The sequence below is a fragment of the Yersinia nurmii genome (assembly GCF_001112925.1).
GTDB lineage: Bacteria > Pseudomonadota > Gammaproteobacteria > Enterobacterales > Enterobacteriaceae > Yersinia > Yersinia nurmii.
In genome coordinates this window covers 505502-523317 of sequence record NZ_CPYD01000001.1, presented here as the reverse complement: position 1 = coordinate 523317, position 17816 = coordinate 505502, and the positions used below count along the sequence as shown (strand labels likewise).

Here is a 17816-nt window from a genome sequence, read left to right as displayed (position 1 = left end):
TCCTTTTATCCTCTGATATATATCATCCTAAATAATAACTTTGCTAAATTCATTATGAGTGAGATAAGTACAGACGAATAGGGAAATATTTATAATTTTTAATAAAATAATTAATTAAAACAAGTATATTTCCAATAGATAGCAAGCAAATAAGTGGCAATATTTCAGTTCGGTATATACAGGTTATTTTTAGCCGCATATGCTCCAAGGGGAGGGTTAGATTTAGGGACTGAACCTAAGTGGTATACCTAAAGCGATAAAGTAGATTTACAGCGTTCAATTGACAGGCTAGATTGGTTGAAACCACAAATATGCAATGATTGTCATAAGACAGAATGGAAGAACTATGAATTACCAGAATGATGATTTACGGATTAATGAAATTAAGGAACTCCTGCCCCCTGTTGCGCTGTTAGAAAAGTTCCCTGCTAGCACTCGCGCGGCAGAAACCGTCGCTCAGGCCCGCAATGCGATTCATCAAATTCTGCGTGGTGCGGACGATCGTCTGCTGGTGGTTATCGGCCCATGTTCAATTCATGATACTGAAGCGGCAAAAGAATATGCTGCGCGCCTGCTGAAACTGCGGGAAGAACTCGGCGGTGAGCTGGAAGTGGTTATGCGCGTGTATTTTGAAAAACCGCGTACCACCGTGGGCTGGAAAGGCCTGATTAACGATCCGCACATGGATAACAGCTACGATATCAATGAAGGGCTGCGTCTGGCGCGTAAACTGCTGCTGGATATCAATGACAGTGGATTACCGGCTGCCGGTGAGTTTCTGGATATGATTACGCCGCAGTATCTGGCTGATTTAATGAGTTGGGGCGCTATCGGTGCACGAACTACCGAATCTCAAGTGCACCGTGAGCTGGCTTCTGGCCTGTCTTGTCCGGTTGGTTTCAAAAATGGCACCGATGGCACCATTAAAGTGGCGATTGATGCGATCAATGCCGCGGGTGCACCACACTGCTTCCTGTCTGTGACCAAATGGGGCCACTCCGCAATCGTTAACACTGCCGGTAACAGCGATTGCCATATCATCCTGCGCGGTGGTAAAGAGCCAAATTACAGTGCGGCGCACGTGAGTGCGGTGAAAGAAGGGCTGAATAAGGCCAATCTGGCGGCGCAAATCATGATTGATTTCAGCCATGCCAACAGCAGCAAGCAATTCAAGAAACAAATGGAAGTTGGCTCCGACGTATGTCGCCAGATAGCTGAAGGCGAAAAAGCGATTATGGGCGTGATGATAGAAAGCCATTTGGTGGAAGGCAATCAGAGTCTGGAAAGCGGTGAACCGCTGGTCTATGGCAAAAGTATCACTGATGCCTGTATTGGTTGGGAAGATACCGAAGTTCTGCTAAAACAGTTGGCAAACGCGGTGAAAGCCCGTCGCGACTAAGAGATTTACGCAGAAGTAGTCGGTGTCAGTGAGCACCGAGATTAAAAACCCCGCCGGAGCGGGGTTTTTTTTATGGATGAAATTCATCCGGCAAATTACTTTGCTTTACCTTGGTTAGCCACGGCAGCGGCTTTCGCTGCGATTTCGTCGGCATTGCCCAGATAGTAACGCTTGATTGGCTTCAGATTTTCGTCGAATTCATAAACCAACGGCACGCCAGTTGGGATATTTAACTCAAGAATTTCATCTTCGCTCAAATCGTCCAGATATTTAACCAGCGCACGCAGAGAGTTACCGTGAGCAGCAACGATAACGCGCTCACCGCTTGCGATGCGTGGTTTGATTTCTTCGTTCCAGTAAGGAATAACGCGTTCGATGGTTAGTGCCAAACTCTCGGTCGTTGGTAACTCTTTGTCAGACAGTTTTGCGTAGCGCGGATCGTGTCCTGGGAAGCGCTCGTCTTCTTTGCTCAACTCTGGCGGAGTGATGGCAAAGCCACGACGCCATTGTTTAACCTGCTCGTCACCGTATTTTGCAGCGGTTTCAGCTTTGTTCAGGCCTTGCAGCGCGCCGTAATGACGTTCATTCAGTTTCCAGGACTTTTCGGTAGGCAGCCATGCCTGATCCAGTTCATCCAGAATGCTCCACAGGGTGTGGATAGCGCGTTTCAGTACGGAGGTGTAAGCGAAGTCAAACGTGAAGCCTTCGTCTTTTAACAGCTTACCTGCCGCTTTTGCTTCAGTACGGCCTTTTTCTGACAGATCAACGTCATACCAGCCAGTGAAGCGGTTTTCGTTGTTCCACTGACTTTCGCCGTGACGTACCAGAACCAGCTTTGTTACTGCCATAGTTCGAACTCCTCAAATGTCTAACTTATTCAATGATAACTATTATCATTATATTGCGGGATTACTGCGAACAGCAATCGATTGTGTTTAACCATAGCCAATTTTTTGCCGCAAAGTAAGACTCTTTGCCGAATCGATTCGTCTATAAGTCTATACAGCGAATAAACGGGGTACTAAACATACCCCGCAGCGCCACATCTAGCAATGAAACTGGATCAAGCGGCTTTTTTCAGGCAGGTGCTCATGAAGGTTTTGCGGCTATCGCCTTTCAGATCTTTGGTTTTGGCTTCGGCGTTACAGGATTTCATTTTTTCCTGCTGCGGCGTCATTGCCGCTGGCGCCACTGGCGCACCGGCTTTCAGGCAGGTGCTCATGAACTGCTTACGGTCGTCACCTTTCAGTGCTTTGCTGGTGGCTTCGTGGTTACAGTCAGTCATTTTTTTCTGCTGTGCCAGTTGAGCCGGGGAAGGCGTTTTGGCCGTATCGGCAGCCATTACGTTTGCGCTGAGCAAAAGCCCGGCAGATAACAACCACAATGTAGTCAGGCGCATAACATTTCCTTTTGGGTCAGTAAGCAGAATGAGTTTTGATCCGTCACGGGCCATCAACGTAGGCTGATTTCACGATGAGAGATAGCCAACTCAAATCATGGAGTTGCCTGTTATTGGCTTTACGGATGACTCTAAGCGTAGTCGGCGCCGTTGGAGAAGGGTAGGGACGGGTGAAAAATCAGTTATATCTTATGTCAGAAGGAAAGGTTGAAGGAAGCAAAAGCCTACATAAACAATGAGTTACGGAGAATGTGTCGCCATAAATGCTTTATAATAATGGTATTACAGCGCCGTGAACTGATAAACCGTGGTAGCACGGTAGCGTTTGTCCGAAGTGACCCAACAGTCGGGCTGTGGCCATTCTGGATGATTAGGACTATCGGGTAAAAATCCGCTTTCCAGCGCTATACCTGCATAGTTAGCGTAAGTTCCACCGAGCCGAGCCGGTGTGCCATTCAGAAAATTACCGCTATACAGCTGTATTGCCGGTGCAGAGGTAAATACGCTCATTTTGACTTTGCCATCGGCTGACCATACATGAGCCGCAGGGCTGTCTATTGCGCCGCCGGTACGGTGGAGCAAATAGGCGTGATCGTAGCCTTTAACCCGCTGTTGGCAGGGATCTTTGAGGAAATCCTGTGCTAGTGTTTTTGGCTGGCGAAAATCCATGCCACTGTGCTCTACGCTGGCTAAAGGTTCTGCCGGAATGCCTGTAGTGTCCACCGGCAGGTAACGATCGGCGAACAGTTGTAGCCGATGTTGCCGTGCGTCGTGGCCTTCGCCATCCAGATTAAAATAGGCGTGGTTGGTCAGATTAATTGGACAAGGCTGGTCGACCGAGGCCTGATAATCAATTTCCAGCCGATTGTCATCGGTTAGCCGATAATGGGTTTCGACGATCAGATTGCCAGGAAAACCCTGATCGCCATCTGGGGAATGCAATTGATAACAAACCTGACGTTTATCCTGACGAATAATCTGCCAGCGCCGGAGGTGGAACCCTTGGGGGCCGCCGTGTAACTGGTTTGGACCACTATTGGCGACCAGAGGAAAATCCTGTCCGCTACGATGCAATTGAGCCTGAGCAATCCGGTTTGCGTAGCGGCCGACGGTAGCGCCCAGATAGGCACCTTGCCGTGGGTAATCTTCCAGTGTTGGGCAGCCAAGCAGCAATTCGCGTCGGTCCCCGTCGTTGAGCGGCAAAATAGCCGAAAGCCAGGTTGCGCCCCAGTCCATCAGGCTCACCGTCATGCCTGATTTATTACGTAATTCGGTTAACTGGAACGGCTGACCGTCCGGTGCTAACGCATTTTTCAGCATATTCCGGCTCCCGCAGAGGCCTGACAAACATAGAATGTTTCTTGCATACCGCCGGTTTTTTGCGGATATTCCAGAGCGACGGTCGCCCGTACTTGCTCCACTAAATCCTGAGGCATCAGCGCGACAATGCAGCCGCCGAAGCCGCCGCCGGTCATACGGACACCGCCTCGTTCACCCATGACAGCTTTCACGATATCGACCAACGTATCAATGGCTGGCACGGTAATTTCGAAATCATCACGCATAGAAATATGTGACTCCTGCATTAGCTGTCCCATCAATTTCAGATCGCCGAGAGCAAGAGCATCGGCGGCCGCCAGCGTGCGTTCATTCTCGCTAATAATGTGGCGCGCGCGTTTGGCAACTATCGGTTCCATTTCGCTCTGATCGGCGAGGAACTGCGCCGGAGTGACGTCGCGCAGGGCTTCTACGCCAAAGAAGCGAGCGGCGGCTTCGCACTGTTGGCGGCGAGTGTTGTACTCGCTATCGACCAGACCCCGCTTTACGTTGGAATTGATAATGACTACGGCGACGTTTTTTGGCATAGAAACCGGGCGAGTTTCCAGCGAGCGGCAGTCGATCAGCAACGCATGATCTTGTTTGCCCAATGCCGAGATTAATTGATCCATAATGCCGCAGTTACAGCCGACGAACTGGTTTTCTGCTTCCTGGCCGTTGAGTGCCAGTTCCACGCCGCTGAGTGGGAGCTGATAGAGTGACTGGAATGCCTGACCTACCGCGACTTCCAACGATGCAGATGAACTTAAACCGGCACCTTGAGGCACATTGCCACTGATCGCCAGATCGGCACCGCCAAAATCACGGTTTCGCAGTAACAGATGCTTCACCACGCCGCGCACGTAGTTGGCCCAGCGCAGTTCAGGGTGGCTAACGATAGGTTCATCGAGAGAGAATATATCTTGCTGGTTATCATAATCTGCGGCAATCACACGAACCTGTCGATCGTCACGTTTTGCCATGCTAATAACCGTGGCGTAATCGATCGCGCAGGGCAATACAAATCCGTCATTGTAATCCGTGTGTTCGCCAATCAAATTGACCCGACCGGGTGCCTGAATGGTGAGGGTGGGCTCTTTGGCAAAATATTGGCGGAAAACGGCCTGGGTATGTTGTTTTAAAGACATTATTGAACTCCAGCTTCTCGATAATGAACATCACTTACTGCTCGCAGGTGCTCAGCCGCCTGTTCAGCCGTAAGATCGCGCTGGCTTTCCGCCAACATTTCGTAACCCACCATAAATTTTCGCACCGTAGCTGAGCGTAACAGCGGCGGATAAAAATGCGCATGCAATTGCCAGTGGCGATTGTCAGCCTCGTTGTAGGGTGCGCCGTGCCAGCCCATGGAATAGGGAAATGAGCAGGAGAATAAATTATCGTAGCGGCTGGTCAGTTTTTTCAGCGCCAGTGCCATATCGGTCTGCTGTTCCGAGGTGAGATCATCCATCCGCATAACCTGCGCTTTCGGTAGCAGCAAAGTTTCATAAGGCCAGGCGGCCCAATAAGGTACAACGGCCAGCCAGTGCTCGGTTTCTACCACGGTTCGGCTGCCGTCGGCAGCCTCTCGACGGGCGTAATCCAGTAACAGCGGTGATAAATGCTGGTCAAAATAGTTTTTTTGCAACCGATCTTCTCGTTCGGCTTCGTTGGGTAGGAAGCTGTTGGCCCAGATTTGCCCGTGAGGGTGCGGGTTAGAGCAACCCATCGCCGCGCCTTTATTCTCAAAAACCTGCACCCATGGATAGGATTGGCCTAATTCCGCGCTTTGCTCTTGCCAGGTTTTCACCACGCAGGCCAGTTCAGACAGAGAAAGTAACGGCAGGGATTTACTGTGATCGGGCGAGAAACATATCACCCGACTGGTTCCGCGCGCGCTTTGGCAGCGAATCAGAGGATCGGCGGTTTCCGGCGCATCGGGCGTATCCGGCATCAATGCGGCGAAATCATTGGTAAATACATAGGTGCCGGAATAATTCGGGTTCAGATCGCCGGTGACCCGTAAATTACCCGGACACAAAAAACAATTGGGATCGTGAGCGGGCTGTTCTCCCGTGGCCAACGGTTCTTGCTGCCCTTGCCACGGGCGCTTGGCCCGATGGGGAGAAACGAGAATCCATTGATCGCTCAATGGGTTATAGCGACGGTGTGGATGGTCCACGGGATTAAAGCCACTCATTTTCCTTCCTTAATCAGGGTAACCTTGAGGATTTTGTGATTGCCAGCGCCAGGTATCGATAGCCATTTCGTCCAGTGAGCGTTGTACGCGCCAGTCCAGCTCCTCGGCAGCTTTGGTCGGGTCAGCCCAATAAGCGGCGAGGTCGCCTTCGCGACGTGGGGCAAAATGGTACGCCAGTTGTTTACCGCAGGCTTTGCTGAAGGCATTCACCACGTCCAGCACGCTGTGACCGCAACCGCCGCCGAGGTTATAAATATGTACTCCAGCTCGGTTGTGGCATTTTTTCAGTGCTGAAACGTGACCATCGGCCAAATCTACTACGTGAATGTAATCTCGCACAGCAGTGCCATCGGCGGTGGGGTAGTCATTGCCGAAAACGGCCAGAGAATCTCGTCGACCGACGGCGACCTGTGCAATAAACGGCATCAGATTATTGGGTACACCTTGCGGGTCTTCGCCCATCAGTCCGGACGGATGAGCGCCGACCGGATTGAAATAGCGCAAAATAGTCATGTTCCATGCGGCATCGGCACGCTGGACGTCTTGCAGGATATTTTCCACTATCAGTTTGCTTTTGCCGTAAGGGCTAGAGGGAATGCCCGTGGGGAAGCTCTCGACATAAGGGATCTTGGGCTGATCGCCGTAAACGGTGGCGGAGGAGCTGAAAATAAAGTTTTTAACCCCGGCTGCAGCCATAGCTTCCAGCAATACCAGCGTGCCGCTGACGTTATTATCGTAGTAGGCCAAAGGTTTATTGACCGATTCGCCGACGGCTTTTAAACCGGCAAAGTGAATCACTGAGCCGATAGTATGCTGGCTAAAGATATGATCCAGTAGCGCACGGTCGCGAAGGTCGCCCTGATAAAACAGAGGCGATTGACCCGTTAATTGATGGATGCGTTTTAATACGCTGGATTTGCTGTTGCATAGGTTGTCGATAACGATTGGCGTATAGCCAGCTTCAATTAGCTGCACACAAGTGTGGCTGCCTATGTAACCGCTACCACCTGTCACTAAAACATACATACCAAGCTCCTAAATCGTACTTATGAGATGAAGATATCACGCCTATAACGGTAAAAAGGTGATCTAACATCAAAAATGGAATCGTTTACACTCATACTCAACTAAGGCATTGAACACTATATGAACCGTTAGCCTGAAGGGCATAAGTGAGGGGAGATAAGTGTAGCATTATGATAACGTTTTCATCCATCTAACCGACAGGCGTATCCTGCCGGTTGATGAAATCAGTTTGGCAGAGCTGCCTAATGATGCAGTGCCAACGGGTAGGTAAAGAACAACAGATGCATCAGATTCAGCGCGAAATGGAAGGCAACGGCGATCCACAGGCGGCCACTCCACATCCATGCCAGACCGTAAATCACGCCGGCTAGCGCTGCGAAGACCATCAACAAAGGGCCACCGGGATAATGCGCGGCACCGAATAGTAATGAAGCAATAATCAGAGCGGGAAATGCCCCAAGCCACTGGCTTAAACGTTGTTGCAGATAGCAGCGGAACAGCACTTCTTCAACCAGACAGACAAAGAACAGGTTGCCGATAACAAAAGTACCGAGCCATTCCGGTGTGTGCAGTTCGATTTTCAGGCCGCCTAAACCCACCGCCAGCAGCAACAGTGCGGGAACAGCCAGCACCAACACAGCCCAACCAACTTTCCCTACGGAAGGATGTTTTTTAGCAACAAATAAGCCGGGCAAGCAGCTTAACAGAACAAAGGGAATCAGAGCTTTGTCCAGATTGTAATACATTGAGAACGGGGCGCTGAGTGGCCCGACCTGCACTTTATCCAGTACTTTCAGATTGTTGAAACCCGGAATGTAATGGAAGAACAGCGCAACAGAAGCCGCCACTAATAGCAACTCTAATCCGCCCGCCAGCCAGGTTATCTGGCGGTATTTTTGCAATGCTAACGACGCGATCAGAATTAACAACAGTGCGGTGATGGCCGGTAAGGTCAGTACGCCGGTCGCGGTGGCAATACCTAAAGTAATAGCCAAAAGTAACAGGGCGATGATCCGGTTAAATGGCAAAAAGAGTAACGAAGCAGCAAGAACGCCCCACATAGAATAGTCCCTTTATGTGTTGAATTTAGTGATAGATTCAGCGCCGACAGCCCTGGCACTGAATGTCAATCCGATCGATGTCTACTGATCGGCATAAATAATAACATAATGAAATGGATTAAAAGGTCGGGTCAGTTGTCGACAAGCCGATTGGCCAGTCTGAACTGCGCCGATTGCCCTTAAGTTATAGCGCTAATCAGGCAGTTGGCTAAACTGGTAGCGATAAATATCGCCGTCGGCAATAAAGCTCAAGCGATGCGTTATGCACACTGGCGCGTCTTCGGCGTGATGAGAGACAAATAACAGTTGGGTTTCTCCTTCGCCAATCATGACATCTATAAAACGCCGCACTAGCAAACGGTTCAGCGGATCTAGCCCTTGTAACGGTTCATCCAATATCAACAGAGCTGGATGTTTTACCAAGGCTCTGGCAATCAGCGCCAGCCGTTGCTGTCCCCATGACAGACTGTGAAATGGCTGGTCAGCGGCCGCACCGGACAAACCGACCAATGCCAACCATTTATCGGCCAAACGCTGCTGTCGATCGGAAACCGACTGATAAATACCAATGGAATCAAAGAAACCGGAAATAATCACATTACGTAGGCTGGCGCTGACGCGATAATCCAAATGCAGGCTGCTGCTGACATAACCGATATGGCGTTTGATATCCCAAAGGGTTTCTCCGCTGCCGCGACGACGACCAAACAGCGTCAGATCGTTACTGTAGCCCTGCGGATGGTCGCCGGTAATCAGGCTAAGCAGCGTGGATTTTCCCGCGCCGTTTGGGCCAATAATCTGCCAGTGCTCCCCGCGATTTACCTGCCAGCTCAGATTGTGCAAAATGGGACGATCATTGTACTCCACCACGCCATTTCGCAGAATAATTAACGGGTTATCTGCTGTTAATGAAGGCTGTTGCTGCGGGTCTTCTGCTTCCGGCAGGGAGAGTCCGTCCAGATTTTCACTGTGAGCCAGTTGGGCAACCAAGGCTTCGGCTAAAACCTGTTTACGTTCACCTAAACGGGCTAAATGGCAATCGGCCAATACTCCCACTTTTTGAATAAAATCAGGAATATCATCGAATCGGTTGAGTATTAATATCAGCGTCACGCCTTGAGCGGACAGTTCCGCCAGATGTCGCGCCAACTGTTCCCGAGCGGCGACATCCAATCCGTCAAAAGGCTCATCCAGCACCAACATATCAGGCTGTGGCATCAGTGCCTGACAGAGCAGGGTTTTGCGGGTTTCGCCGGTAGAAAGATATTTAAAGCGGCGAGATAACAAATGACCGATACCAAACTGCTGTGCTAACCGCTGGCAGCGCTGCGGGTTGGTGACCTGATCCTGAATAATTTCCGCGGTGGTACGACCGGTATCGTCTTCATCCTGACTGAGCATATCGGTATTGTTGCGTTGCCATTCTTCGCTGACTAACTGCTGAAGTTGCTCAAACGATAAACGGACGATATGTCGAAAATCGCTGATGCGACTGCCGGTCAGGAGAATTAACTCATCGGAGATCGCTCTGGCTAACGCTGATTTACCGCTGCCGTTAGCGCCGACAAAGGCCCAGCTATCACCAGAGTGAATACATAGATCTGGAAGATTCAGCGTTCGGGTATCGTTTAAACGAAAACAACCTTGCGCTATATGCAACTCTGACATCATTTCTCCCATTTTCCGCAACGTATTATACGTTAAGGGATAAGCGGATTAGTGGGGAAAGTCAAATGACAAATCTGCACGACTGCGCCGGGAACGCAGCGTACAGATAAGGAAACCGTGTTAACAAAGTGTGGCGATAATGACCCGATCTGCATTGAATTGGGCGATAACTTGCGTACCTTTATGTAGATTCAGTTTATGTAACTCTTGATTGGATAAGGTGGAGCATAAACTGGCTCCGCCGTGAAGGGTGACAATCACTTCACTGTAATCGCTTCCTGGCTCTATGCTGGCGACGATGCCAGGCAATGAGTTGTCTGCTGCTCCTGCCAGCGCCTGATCGGTGGCTAATTTCACCCAAGGGGCCTTAATCAGCGCCAGTACCTCTTTACCTGTCGTCAGTTGCAGACGATCGGCGCTTTGTTGAGTAACGGCGGCGGAAAGACGAGTTTTTCCATCTGCCAGTAGAATATTGACGTGTTGCTGAACCTGATGATGATCCCGTTCAGTGACCGTGCCAAAGAACTGATTGCGGGCGCTGGTTTGTAAGGAGAAGCGGGAAATGGCTGCCAGCAGGCTGTCCAGCGGCAGTGCATCATCTTTCAGGGTATCGAAAGCTTTTTGCTGAATTTGCTCGAGTAATTCATAAAGTTGAATCAAGCGCTCGCCATAACGGGTTAAACGCGCGCCGCCACCGCCTTTCCCTCCAGTTGCGCGATCCACCAGCGTTTCTTCGGCCAGGGTATTCATTTCATTGATGGCATCCCAGGCACTTTTATAGCTAATGCCCGCCAACTTGGCTCCCTGACTGATGGAACCTGTCAACCTGACCTGCTTGAGCAGGGCGATGCGGCGTGGGTCAGCAAAAAGTCGCTGCTGAAGCTTTAGCGTAAGAAGAATTTCGGCTTGCATGGTCATTTTGGCTCCGGCAGTAAAAGCGCCATTGTTACCGATTGGCGCGCGGGGGGGCAAATCGCACTTTTGGCTGGTTACATTTTTTTGTCAGTTGCTAAAATAATAGGGCTTATTCACTTTGAATATGGTTTAAAGTGAATTATTGAAAGTGGTGTAGTATACCGCTCAACGAGCAGTTAAATGAGGCTACCATCGTGGAATTATTGAAAAGTTTGGTCTTTGCCGTGGTTATGGTACCGGTGGTCATGGCCGTAATCTTGGGTCTGATTTATGGTTTAGGTGAGGTGTTTAACGTCATCTCCAAAGCAGGCCACGGAAAAGAACGGGGCTAATGACATGCTCCTTCTGCGTTGAGTCTTTCTTCGCAGCGACCTAAAATTCAGAATGCCCGGTTGATTTCCCCAGTTGGTTTAGATGTTGCACAAGTTGCGGCCGTTAAACGAAAGGGTTTCAACCGGGCGTTTTCGTTTCTGTTATCCCACGTTGTTTCTGCCATTATTTCTGCCCGATCGCTAACAACTCAAGATCTGTCACAGCTTGCCGATAAACTGCATGACCCTATTATCTGCTTACGTTATATTATTTATTACATAACGATATGTTCACTCGGAGCAGAAAATGGAAAAACAATGGGGTAAATGGGCCGTTGGTGCGGTTGTGGTTGCAACGCTGTCTGGACAAGCCGCGGCGGCTGAAAATATCACCGTCTTCGCTGCAGCTTCTCTGACCAATGCGCTACAAGACATTTCCAGTCAATATCATAAAGAGAAAAATGTCGACGTGGTGGCTTCCTATGCGTCTTCATCTACGCTGGCACGTCAAATTGAGCAGGGCGCGCCCGCCGATCTGTTTATCTCTGCCGATCAGCAGTGGATGGATTATGCCATTGATAAGAAGCAAATTGTTGATAATACCCGCTACACTTTGCTCGGTAATGAATTGGTGCTGATTGCGCCAAAAGACAGCAAAATGGATAAAATCTCCATCGATAAACAAACTGAATGGAAAAAATTGTTAGACGGCGGTCGTCTGGCTGTGGGCGATCCGGATCATGTACCCGCCGGAATTTATGCAAAAGAAGCATTGGAATATTTAGGTGCCTGGACAACTCTCTCCCCGGAAATGGCTCGTGCCAACAACGTGCGTAGCGCGATGGCATTGGTTGAGCGCGCAGAAGCGCCTTTGGGTATTGTTTACGGCTCTGACGCTATAGCCAGTAACAAAGTGAAAGTTGTGGGTGTATTCCCGGAGCAAAGTCATAAGCCGGTTGAATACCCAATGGCAATTGTCAAAGGCCATGAGAACGCCACGGTTAGCGCTTTTTATGATTATCTGAAAGGCCCAGAAGCGGCGGCTGTTTTCAAACGTTATGGATTTACCCCACGCTAATGATATTGAGTGAGTATGAATGGCAGGCAATAGTGCTCAGCCTGAAAGTTTCGGGCGTCGCTGTCGCCTGTAGTCTGCCGTTAGGCATTCTGATGGCATGGATTTTAGTCCGCTGCCGTTTCCCCGGTAAGTCACTGTTAGACAGTATTATTCATTTGCCACTGGTGTTGCCGCCGGTGGTCATTGGCTATTTATTGCTGATCAGTATGGGGCGACGCGGTGTGATAGGCGAATGGCTATATAGTTGGTTTGGCATTAATTTCAGCTTTAGCTGGCGCGGTGCGGCACTGGCCTCGGCGGTGGTTGCCTTCCCACTGATGGTGCGAGCTATTCGGCTGGCGCTGGAAGCGGTGGATACTCGACTGGAACTGGCCGCTCGAACGTTAGGTGCCAATCCGTGGCGGGTCTTTTTCACTATCACGCTGCCACTTTCTCTACCCGGAGTGATTGCCGGAACGGTGCTGGCATTTGCTCGTTCACTGGGGGAATTCGGCGCCACAATCACCTTTGTATCCAATATTCCAGGGCAAACCCGAACTATCCCGCTGGCCATGTATACTTTGATCGAAACGCCGGGCGCCGAAGCGGCTGCGGCGCGGCTATGTGTGATCGCTATTCTACTGTCGCTGGTTTCACTGCTGCTCTCTGAATGGTTGGCGCGTTGGGGTAAAAAACGCATGGGGGCGGCATGTTAGAACTGGATTTTAGCCAGCAACTGGGCGACTTGAATCTGCGGGTCAACGCCGAACTGCCCGCGCAGGGCATTACGGCCATTTTTGGGCTGTCCGGCGCGGGAAAAACCTCGCTGATTAACGTGGTGGGTGGGTTAACTAAGCCGCAGCAAGGCCGAGTTGTTCTGAACGGTCGGGTGCTGGTGGATGCGGAAAAACAGATCTATTTACCACCAGAAAAACGTAAAGTCGGCTATGTGTTTCAGGATGCACGCCTGTTCCCGCATTATCGGGTACGAGGTAATTTGCAATACGGCATGGCGGCATCGATGCGTTCCCAGTTCGACACCATCGTGAATCTATTGGGAATCTCGCCGTTATTATCCCGCTTTCCCATGACTTTATCCGGGGGTGAAAAACAGCGTGTGGCGATTGGTCGCGCTTTGCTGACTGCACCAGAGTTGCTGTTGATGGATGAGCCTTTAGCCTCGCTGGATTTACCGCGTAAGCGCGAGTTATTGCCTTATCTGGAACGTTTGGCTCAGGACGTCAATATTCCCATTCTGTACGTCAGCCATAGCATGGATGAGATTCTACGCCTGGCGGATCGGGTGGTGGTTATGGATGCAGGAAAAGTGCGCGCAGTCGGCGGTTTAGAGGAGGTCTGGGCCAGTAGCGTTTTGCGCCCTTGGTTACAACGAGAAGAACCAAGCAGCATCCTGCGAGTGGCGGTGATTGGCCATCATGAGCGTTACGCGATGACCGCGTTGGCATTGGGCGATCAGCGTTTGTGGGTGGGCCATGTGGACGCCGAGCTGGACAGTATGCTGAGGATTAAAATCAACGCCGCCGATGTGTCTTTGGTGTTACAACCGCCGCATAACAGCAGTATTCGCAATATTATTCCGGCAAAAGTGGCGGAATGTCTAGACGTAGACGGTCAGGTTGATGTCAAGCTTGCGGTCGGCGATCAGTGGCTATGGGCGCGAATTACTCCGTGGGCGCGAGATGAACTGGCGCTAAAACCGGGTCAGTGGGTGTACGCTCAGATCAAAAGCGTTGCGTTTAACCGTAAAGGGGAATAACGGGCAGTTTGTTGCCCACGCTCGATTTTCCTACGGCATTTATCAGCGAGAAGGCTCCATAATTGGAGCCTTTTGATGAATCAATTCTGCATTTCCAAACGCGTCACGCTAATACATGCTGACGAATGGCAGCGGCGATACCCGGCTGCTCGTTATCCGAGATCACTAGATCGGCACGCTGTTTAATGGCATCGGCGCTGTTACCCATTGCCACGCCCAAACCGGCGGCTTCCAGCATACTCAAATCGTTAAAGTTATCGCCGAAGGCAATTACGTCCTTCATGCTCATTCCTTGAGATTCAACCCATTGTTGCAGACGTTTGCCTTTGCTATTGCCCGCCTGCGCAATATCCACCTGATCGTGCCACGACCATTCGCAGGCCAGACCCAATTCGTCTTCCACCATAGTGGCGAAAGCTTGCAGTTTGTTGGTATCGGCGTGGGAAGTGGCGAATTTCCAGATGGAACTGACGCTGTGAGCCGCGTCGTGTAGGCTATCCACATGCACGATCGTCGGGCGCTGATGTTCGGGTAAATTTCCGGCCCAGTTAATTGAGCGGCTAACGTGGCCGTTAAGATGCTGATACAGCATGGCGTCATCCACGTACATCAGACCATGAATCTCAGCGTGATCCAGTAGCTGAATCACCTGAACCGCCTGTTGAGCTGATAGCGGATCTGAAGCTAGCACCTGTTTCGCCTGATAATCGTAGAGATAGGTTCCATTGCAGCAAATGGCTGGTGTATCTAGCGCCAAAGCCTGATAAAACGGGTGAATTGCCACATGATGGCGGCCTGTCACCACCACCACTTTCACTCCGGCAGCGCGAGCGTCAGCCAATGCTGCGAGCGATTCTGGCAGGATACGTTTCTGATGATCTAATAGGGTGCCGTCCAAATCCAGAGCAATTACGCGATAGGTCATAGCGGTCTCATTATTTAGTCGATGAGTCATACACATTGAACCGATGTTACACCGGATAGGTGAGGGATTAAACTGAACAGGTTGATTTCCTGACCATTCTGGCGATCAGAGCGCACACCTAATCAATCCGTAAACGCAGCGGCAGGGTAAGTAAGCCGTGATAGTGACAGAGAATCGTTAGTTGGCCTGAGGGATTATTCTGTTAAAACGAGGGTTATTTTGCCAAAACCGTTGTTCTGCTGCTGAAAGTTGTTATGCCTGCCCGGTCAGGTAAGCTAGGATTCAGTTAGCCGCGTCACGGCAATAATTTGACTAGCATGCATGATTAAGGAGTAGCGATGAATCAAGTGGTTTATGTGGCAAGCCCAGACAGCCAGCAGATCCACGTCTGGCAATTGGATACGGCAGGGGCTTTAACGCTGCTGCAAACCGTTGACGTGCCGGGGCAGGTACAGCCAATGGCGATAAGCCCCGACCAGCGCCATTTGTACGTAGGCGTGCGCCCAGATTTTGGCATTGTCACTTATCGCATTGCTGCTGATGGTCAATTGCAGGAAGTGAGTATGGCACCGTTGCCCGGCAGCCCGACGCATATTTCTACCGATTTACAAGGTCGTTTTCTGTTCTCGGCGTCCTACAGTTTCAACTGCGTTAGCGTCAGCCCTATTGATGAACACGGCCATGTGCAAGCACCGATTCAACAAATCGATGGCTTGACCGCACCGCATTCAGCCAATATCGATCCTACTAACCAGATTCTGTTAGTCCCTTGCCTGAAAGAAGACCGCATCCGTCTGTTCGATCTGAGCTTAAACGGTAAATTGACCCCACACGATCAGATGGGTGTTTCCACCGCAGCTGGCGCTGGCCCACGTCATATGGCATTCCACCCTAACCATAAAGTGGCTTACTGTGTGAATGAGCTAAACGGTACGGTTGATGTGTTTCAGATTGAAGATAACGGTCAGCAATACCGAATGGTTCAGACGCTGGATGCGATGCCAGCCGATTTTGCTGATACTCGCTGGGCGGCAGATATTCATATCACACCGGATGGTCGTTATTTATATATCAGCGACCGCACCGCCAGCCTGCTGGGTATTTTCAGCGTTTCTGAGGACGGCAGTGTAATTTCTCTGGTTGGTCATCATCTGACGGAAGCACAGCCTCGCGGCTTTAATATCGATAATCGTGGCCAGTTCCTGATTGCGTCCGGTCAAAAATCCGATCATATCGAAGTGTGTCGGATTGACCCGGCAAAGGGACAATTAACGACGCTAGGGCGTTATCCGGTGGGTAAAGGCCCGATGTGGGTGAGTATTCTGACGCCTAAACATGGATAATCCATCTTTAGATTTCAGTCTGTTATCAGTGTAATAACGGGTTGAGAAACAAATGATAAAGCAGCGCTCTGTAAATAGGTCGCTGCTTTTTTAATGCCAATAAACCGGCTTATTCTGCGATGGCCGCGATAATCGCTTGGGTTAGACGGGTAAGTTGTTCCGGCTGAATAATATACGGCGGCATCAGGTAAATCAGTTTGCCAAAGGGTCGAATCCATACGCCCCGTTCGACAAAGCCGCGCTGTAAACGTGCCACATTAACCGCGTTTTCCATTTCGACCACGCCTATTGCTCCTAGCACTCGCACATCGGCAACGCCAGGCATCGCGGCCAGCGGCAATAATTCACGCTGTAATTGTGCTTCGATGCTTTGCACCTGCTGTTGCCAGTGGTTGTCTGCCAGCAAAGCCAAATTCGCTACCGCCACGGCGCAGGCCAGCGGATTCCCCATAAAGGTTGGCCCATGCATAAAGCAACCGGCATCACCATTACTGATAGTTTCAGCGACCTGACGGGTGGTTAACGTAGCGGAAAGTGTCATATAGCCGCCGGTGAGGGCTTTGCCGAGACAAAGAATATCCGGCACGATTTCCGCGTGTTCGCAGGCAAATAGCTTGCCGGTGCGCCCAAAGCCAGTGGCGATTTCGTCAGCAATCAGCAAAATATGGTATCGATCGCACAAAGCTCTAACTTCACGCAAATAAGCCGGATGATAAATCCGCATCCCTCCGGCACCCTGCACGATGGGTTCGAGAATAACGGCGGCAATTTCGCCGTTATATTGTTCGATTTTGTGGGAAAAATCGTGGATATCGTCTGGATTCCACTCTTCATCGAAACGGCACTGCGGCGCGTCAGCAAACAGATGATTAGCCAGATAACCTTCATACAGGCTATGCATGGAGTTTTGCGGATCGCACACCGACATCGCGCCAAAAGTATCGCCGTGATAACCGTGGCGCAGCGTCAAAATACGCTGACGTCTCTCTCCTTTGGCCTGCCAATACTGCAACGCCATCTTCAATGCGACTTCCACGGCCACCGAGCCTGAATCGGCTAAAAATACGCATTCCAGCGTATCGGGAGTCATGGCGACCAATTGTCTGCACAGCGCAACAGCCGCCGGATGAGTAATACCGCCGAACATCACATGAGACATTATCCCTAGTTGCTCAGTAACCGCCTGATTCAACCGTGGATGGTTATAACCCTGTATGGCAGCCCACCACGACGACATGCCATCAATAAGCAGCCGGCCATCGGATAATTGTAGTTCGACGCCACTGGCAGAGACTACTGGATAACACGGTAGCGGCTGAGTCATTGAGGTGTAAGGATGCCAGATGTGGCGTTGGTCAAAGGCAAGATCGGAAGGTGTCATAAGGATCTGTTGTAAACTAAATTAACCATGGAATGGTTGA

The 17816-nt window shown here is 50.5% G+C and carries 17 protein-coding genes; 6 read left to right on the top strand and 11 right to left on the bottom strand.

From position 1 onward, the window contains the following. Positions 1–346 precede the first annotated feature (346 nt). Positions 347–1399, top strand: a complete 1053-nt coding sequence (gene aroG / locus AD970_RS02310; protein ID WP_049596710.1) for a 3-deoxy-7-phosphoheptulonate synthase AroG — start codon at positions 347–349, stop codon at positions 1397–1399. A 95-nt stretch (positions 1400–1494) separates the two neighbouring features. On the opposite strand, the gene gpmA is transcribed toward aroG, so the two are convergent. The 9 genes from gpmA to modE all read right to left on the bottom strand — a co-directional run bounded on the left by gpmA (position 1495) and on the right by modE (position 10979). Next, a complete protein-coding gene (gene gpmA, locus AD970_RS02305) occupies positions 1495–2247 on the bottom strand; it encodes a 2,3-diphosphoglycerate-dependent phosphoglycerate mutase (RefSeq protein WP_049596709.1) in 753 nt (250 codons plus the stop codon). Between the two features lie 215 nt (positions 2248–2462). Further along, complete coding sequence (locus AD970_RS02300) at positions 2463–2798, bottom strand: PsiF family protein (protein ID WP_049596708.1); 336 nt, start codon at positions 2796–2798, stop codon at positions 2463–2465. Between the two features lie 282 nt (positions 2799–3080). Further along, entirely contained in the window at positions 3081–4118 is a 1038-nt protein-coding gene (galM, locus tag AD970_RS02295) for a galactose-1-epimerase (RefSeq protein ID WP_049596707.1), read from the bottom strand. Continuing rightward, a complete protein-coding gene (gene galK, locus AD970_RS02290; protein WP_049596706.1) occupies positions 4112–5263 on the bottom strand; it encodes a galactokinase in 1152 nt (383 codons plus the stop codon). Before galK ends, galM begins: the two co-directional genes overlap by 7 nt. Next, complete coding sequence (gene galT / locus AD970_RS02285; protein WP_049596705.1) at positions 5263–6312, bottom strand: galactose-1-phosphate uridylyltransferase; 1050 nt, start codon at positions 6310–6312, stop codon at positions 5263–5265. The genes galK and galT overlap by 1 nt, the downstream gene beginning before the upstream one ends. Positions 6313–6321: 9 nt before the next feature. Next, positions 6322–7338, bottom strand: a complete 1017-nt coding sequence (galE, locus tag AD970_RS02280) for a UDP-glucose 4-epimerase GalE (RefSeq protein WP_049596704.1) — start codon at positions 7336–7338, stop codon at positions 6322–6324. Between the two features lie 242 nt (positions 7339–7580). Beyond that, positions 7581–8399 (bottom strand): CPBP family intramembrane glutamic endopeptidase, encoded by an 819-nt coding sequence (locus AD970_RS02275; protein WP_049596703.1) that lies wholly within the window; start codon positions 8397–8399, stop codon positions 7581–7583. A gap of 192 nt (positions 8400–8591) precedes the next feature. After that, positions 8592–10067, bottom strand: coding sequence for a molybdate ABC transporter ATP-binding protein ModF (gene modF, locus AD970_RS02270; protein ID WP_049596702.1), 1476 nt, complete (start codon positions 10065–10067; stop codon positions 8592–8594). 120 nt (positions 10068–10187) lie between these two features. Then, the gene (modE, locus tag AD970_RS02265) at positions 10188–10979 is read right to left on the bottom strand and encodes a molybdenum-dependent transcriptional regulator (protein ID WP_049596840.1); all 792 of its coding nucleotides are present in this window, start codon (positions 10977–10979) and stop codon (positions 10188–10190) included. A gap of 194 nt (positions 10980–11173) precedes the next feature. On the opposite strand from modE, the gene AD970_RS18640 reads away from it, so the two are divergent. From AD970_RS18640 to modC, 4 genes are all read left to right on the top strand, one after another. Continuing rightward, complete coding sequence (locus tag AD970_RS18640; RefSeq protein ID WP_049596701.1) at positions 11174–11314, top strand: AcrZ family multidrug efflux pump-associated protein; 141 nt, start codon at positions 11174–11176, stop codon at positions 11312–11314. Positions 11315–11600: 286 nt separating this feature from the next. Next, the gene (gene modA, locus AD970_RS02255; protein WP_049596700.1) at positions 11601–12371 is read left to right on the top strand and encodes a molybdate ABC transporter substrate-binding protein; all 771 of its coding nucleotides are present in this window, start codon (positions 11601–11603) and stop codon (positions 12369–12371) included. Beyond that, a complete protein-coding gene (gene modB / locus AD970_RS02250) occupies positions 12371–13066 on the top strand; it encodes a molybdate ABC transporter permease subunit (RefSeq protein ID WP_049596699.1) in 696 nt (231 codons plus the stop codon). The genes modA and modB overlap by 1 nt, the downstream gene beginning before the upstream one ends. Next, positions 13060–14127, top strand: a complete 1068-nt coding sequence (modC, locus tag AD970_RS02245; protein ID WP_049596698.1) for a molybdenum ABC transporter ATP-binding protein ModC — start codon at positions 13060–13062, stop codon at positions 14125–14127. Before modB ends, modC begins: the two co-directional genes overlap by 7 nt. Positions 14128–14230: 103 nt before the next feature. Here the strand turns inward: modC and AD970_RS02240 are convergent, their stop codons facing one another. Beyond that, positions 14231–15052, bottom strand: a complete 822-nt coding sequence (locus tag AD970_RS02240) for a pyridoxal phosphatase (RefSeq protein ID WP_049596697.1) — start codon at positions 15050–15052, stop codon at positions 14231–14233. A gap of 338 nt (positions 15053–15390) precedes the next feature. Between AD970_RS02240 and pgl the strand changes: the two genes are divergently transcribed. Further along, on the top strand, positions 15391–16395 hold the full coding sequence (pgl, locus tag AD970_RS02235; protein WP_049596696.1) for a 6-phosphogluconolactonase: 1005 nt from the start codon (positions 15391–15393) through the stop codon (positions 16393–16395). Between the two features lie 109 nt (positions 16396–16504). On the opposite strand, the gene bioA is transcribed toward pgl, so the two are convergent. Then, the gene (bioA, locus tag AD970_RS02230) at positions 16505–17776 is read right to left on the bottom strand and encodes an adenosylmethionine--8-amino-7-oxononanoate transaminase (protein ID WP_049596695.1); all 1272 of its coding nucleotides are present in this window, start codon (positions 17774–17776) and stop codon (positions 16505–16507) included. Positions 17777–17816: the final 40 nt, after the last annotated feature.

Coding starts and splice junctions, on each gene's coding strand:
- aroG (WP_049596710.1), top strand. CDS start 347: ATGAATTACCAGAATGATGATTTACGGATTAATGAAATTAAGGAACTC.
- gpmA (WP_049596709.1), bottom strand. CDS start 2,247: ATGGCAGTAACAAAGCTGGTTCTGGTACGTCACGGCGAAAGTCAGTGG.
- AD970_RS02300 (WP_049596708.1), bottom strand. CDS start 2,798: ATGCGCCTGACTACATTGTGGTTGTTATCTGCCGGGCTTTTGCTCAGC.
- galM (WP_049596707.1), bottom strand. CDS start 4,118: ATGCTGAAAAATGCGTTAGCACCGGACGGTCAGCCGTTCCAGTTAACC.
- galK (WP_049596706.1), bottom strand. CDS start 5,263: ATGTCTTTAAAACAACATACCCAGGCCGTTTTCCGCCAATATTTTGCC.
- galT (WP_049596705.1), bottom strand. CDS start 6,312: ATGAGTGGCTTTAATCCCGTGGACCATCCACACCGTCGCTATAACCCA.
- galE (WP_049596704.1), bottom strand. CDS start 7,338: ATGTATGTTTTAGTGACAGGTGGTAGCGGTTACATAGGCAGCCACACT.
- AD970_RS02275 (WP_049596703.1), bottom strand. CDS start 8,399: ATGTGGGGCGTTCTTGCTGCTTCGTTACTCTTTTTGCCATTTAACCGG.
- modF (WP_049596702.1), bottom strand. CDS start 10,067: ATGTCAGAGTTGCATATAGCGCAAGGTTGTTTTCGTTTAAACGATACC.
- modE (WP_049596840.1), bottom strand. CDS start 10,979: ATGCAAGCCGAAATTCTTCTTACGCTAAAGCTTCAGCAGCGACTTTTT.
- modA (WP_049596700.1), top strand. CDS start 11,601: ATGGAAAAACAATGGGGTAAATGGGCCGTTGGTGCGGTTGTGGTTGCA.
- modB (WP_049596699.1), top strand. CDS start 12,371: ATGATATTGAGTGAGTATGAATGGCAGGCAATAGTGCTCAGCCTGAAA.
- modC (WP_049596698.1), top strand. CDS start 13,060: ATGTTAGAACTGGATTTTAGCCAGCAACTGGGCGACTTGAATCTGCGG.
- AD970_RS02240 (WP_049596697.1), bottom strand. CDS start 15,052: ATGACCTATCGCGTAATTGCTCTGGATTTGGACGGCACCCTATTAGAT.
- pgl (WP_049596696.1), top strand. CDS start 15,391: ATGAATCAAGTGGTTTATGTGGCAAGCCCAGACAGCCAGCAGATCCAC.
- bioA (WP_049596695.1), bottom strand. CDS start 17,776: ATGACACCTTCCGATCTTGCCTTTGACCAACGCCACATCTGGCATCCT.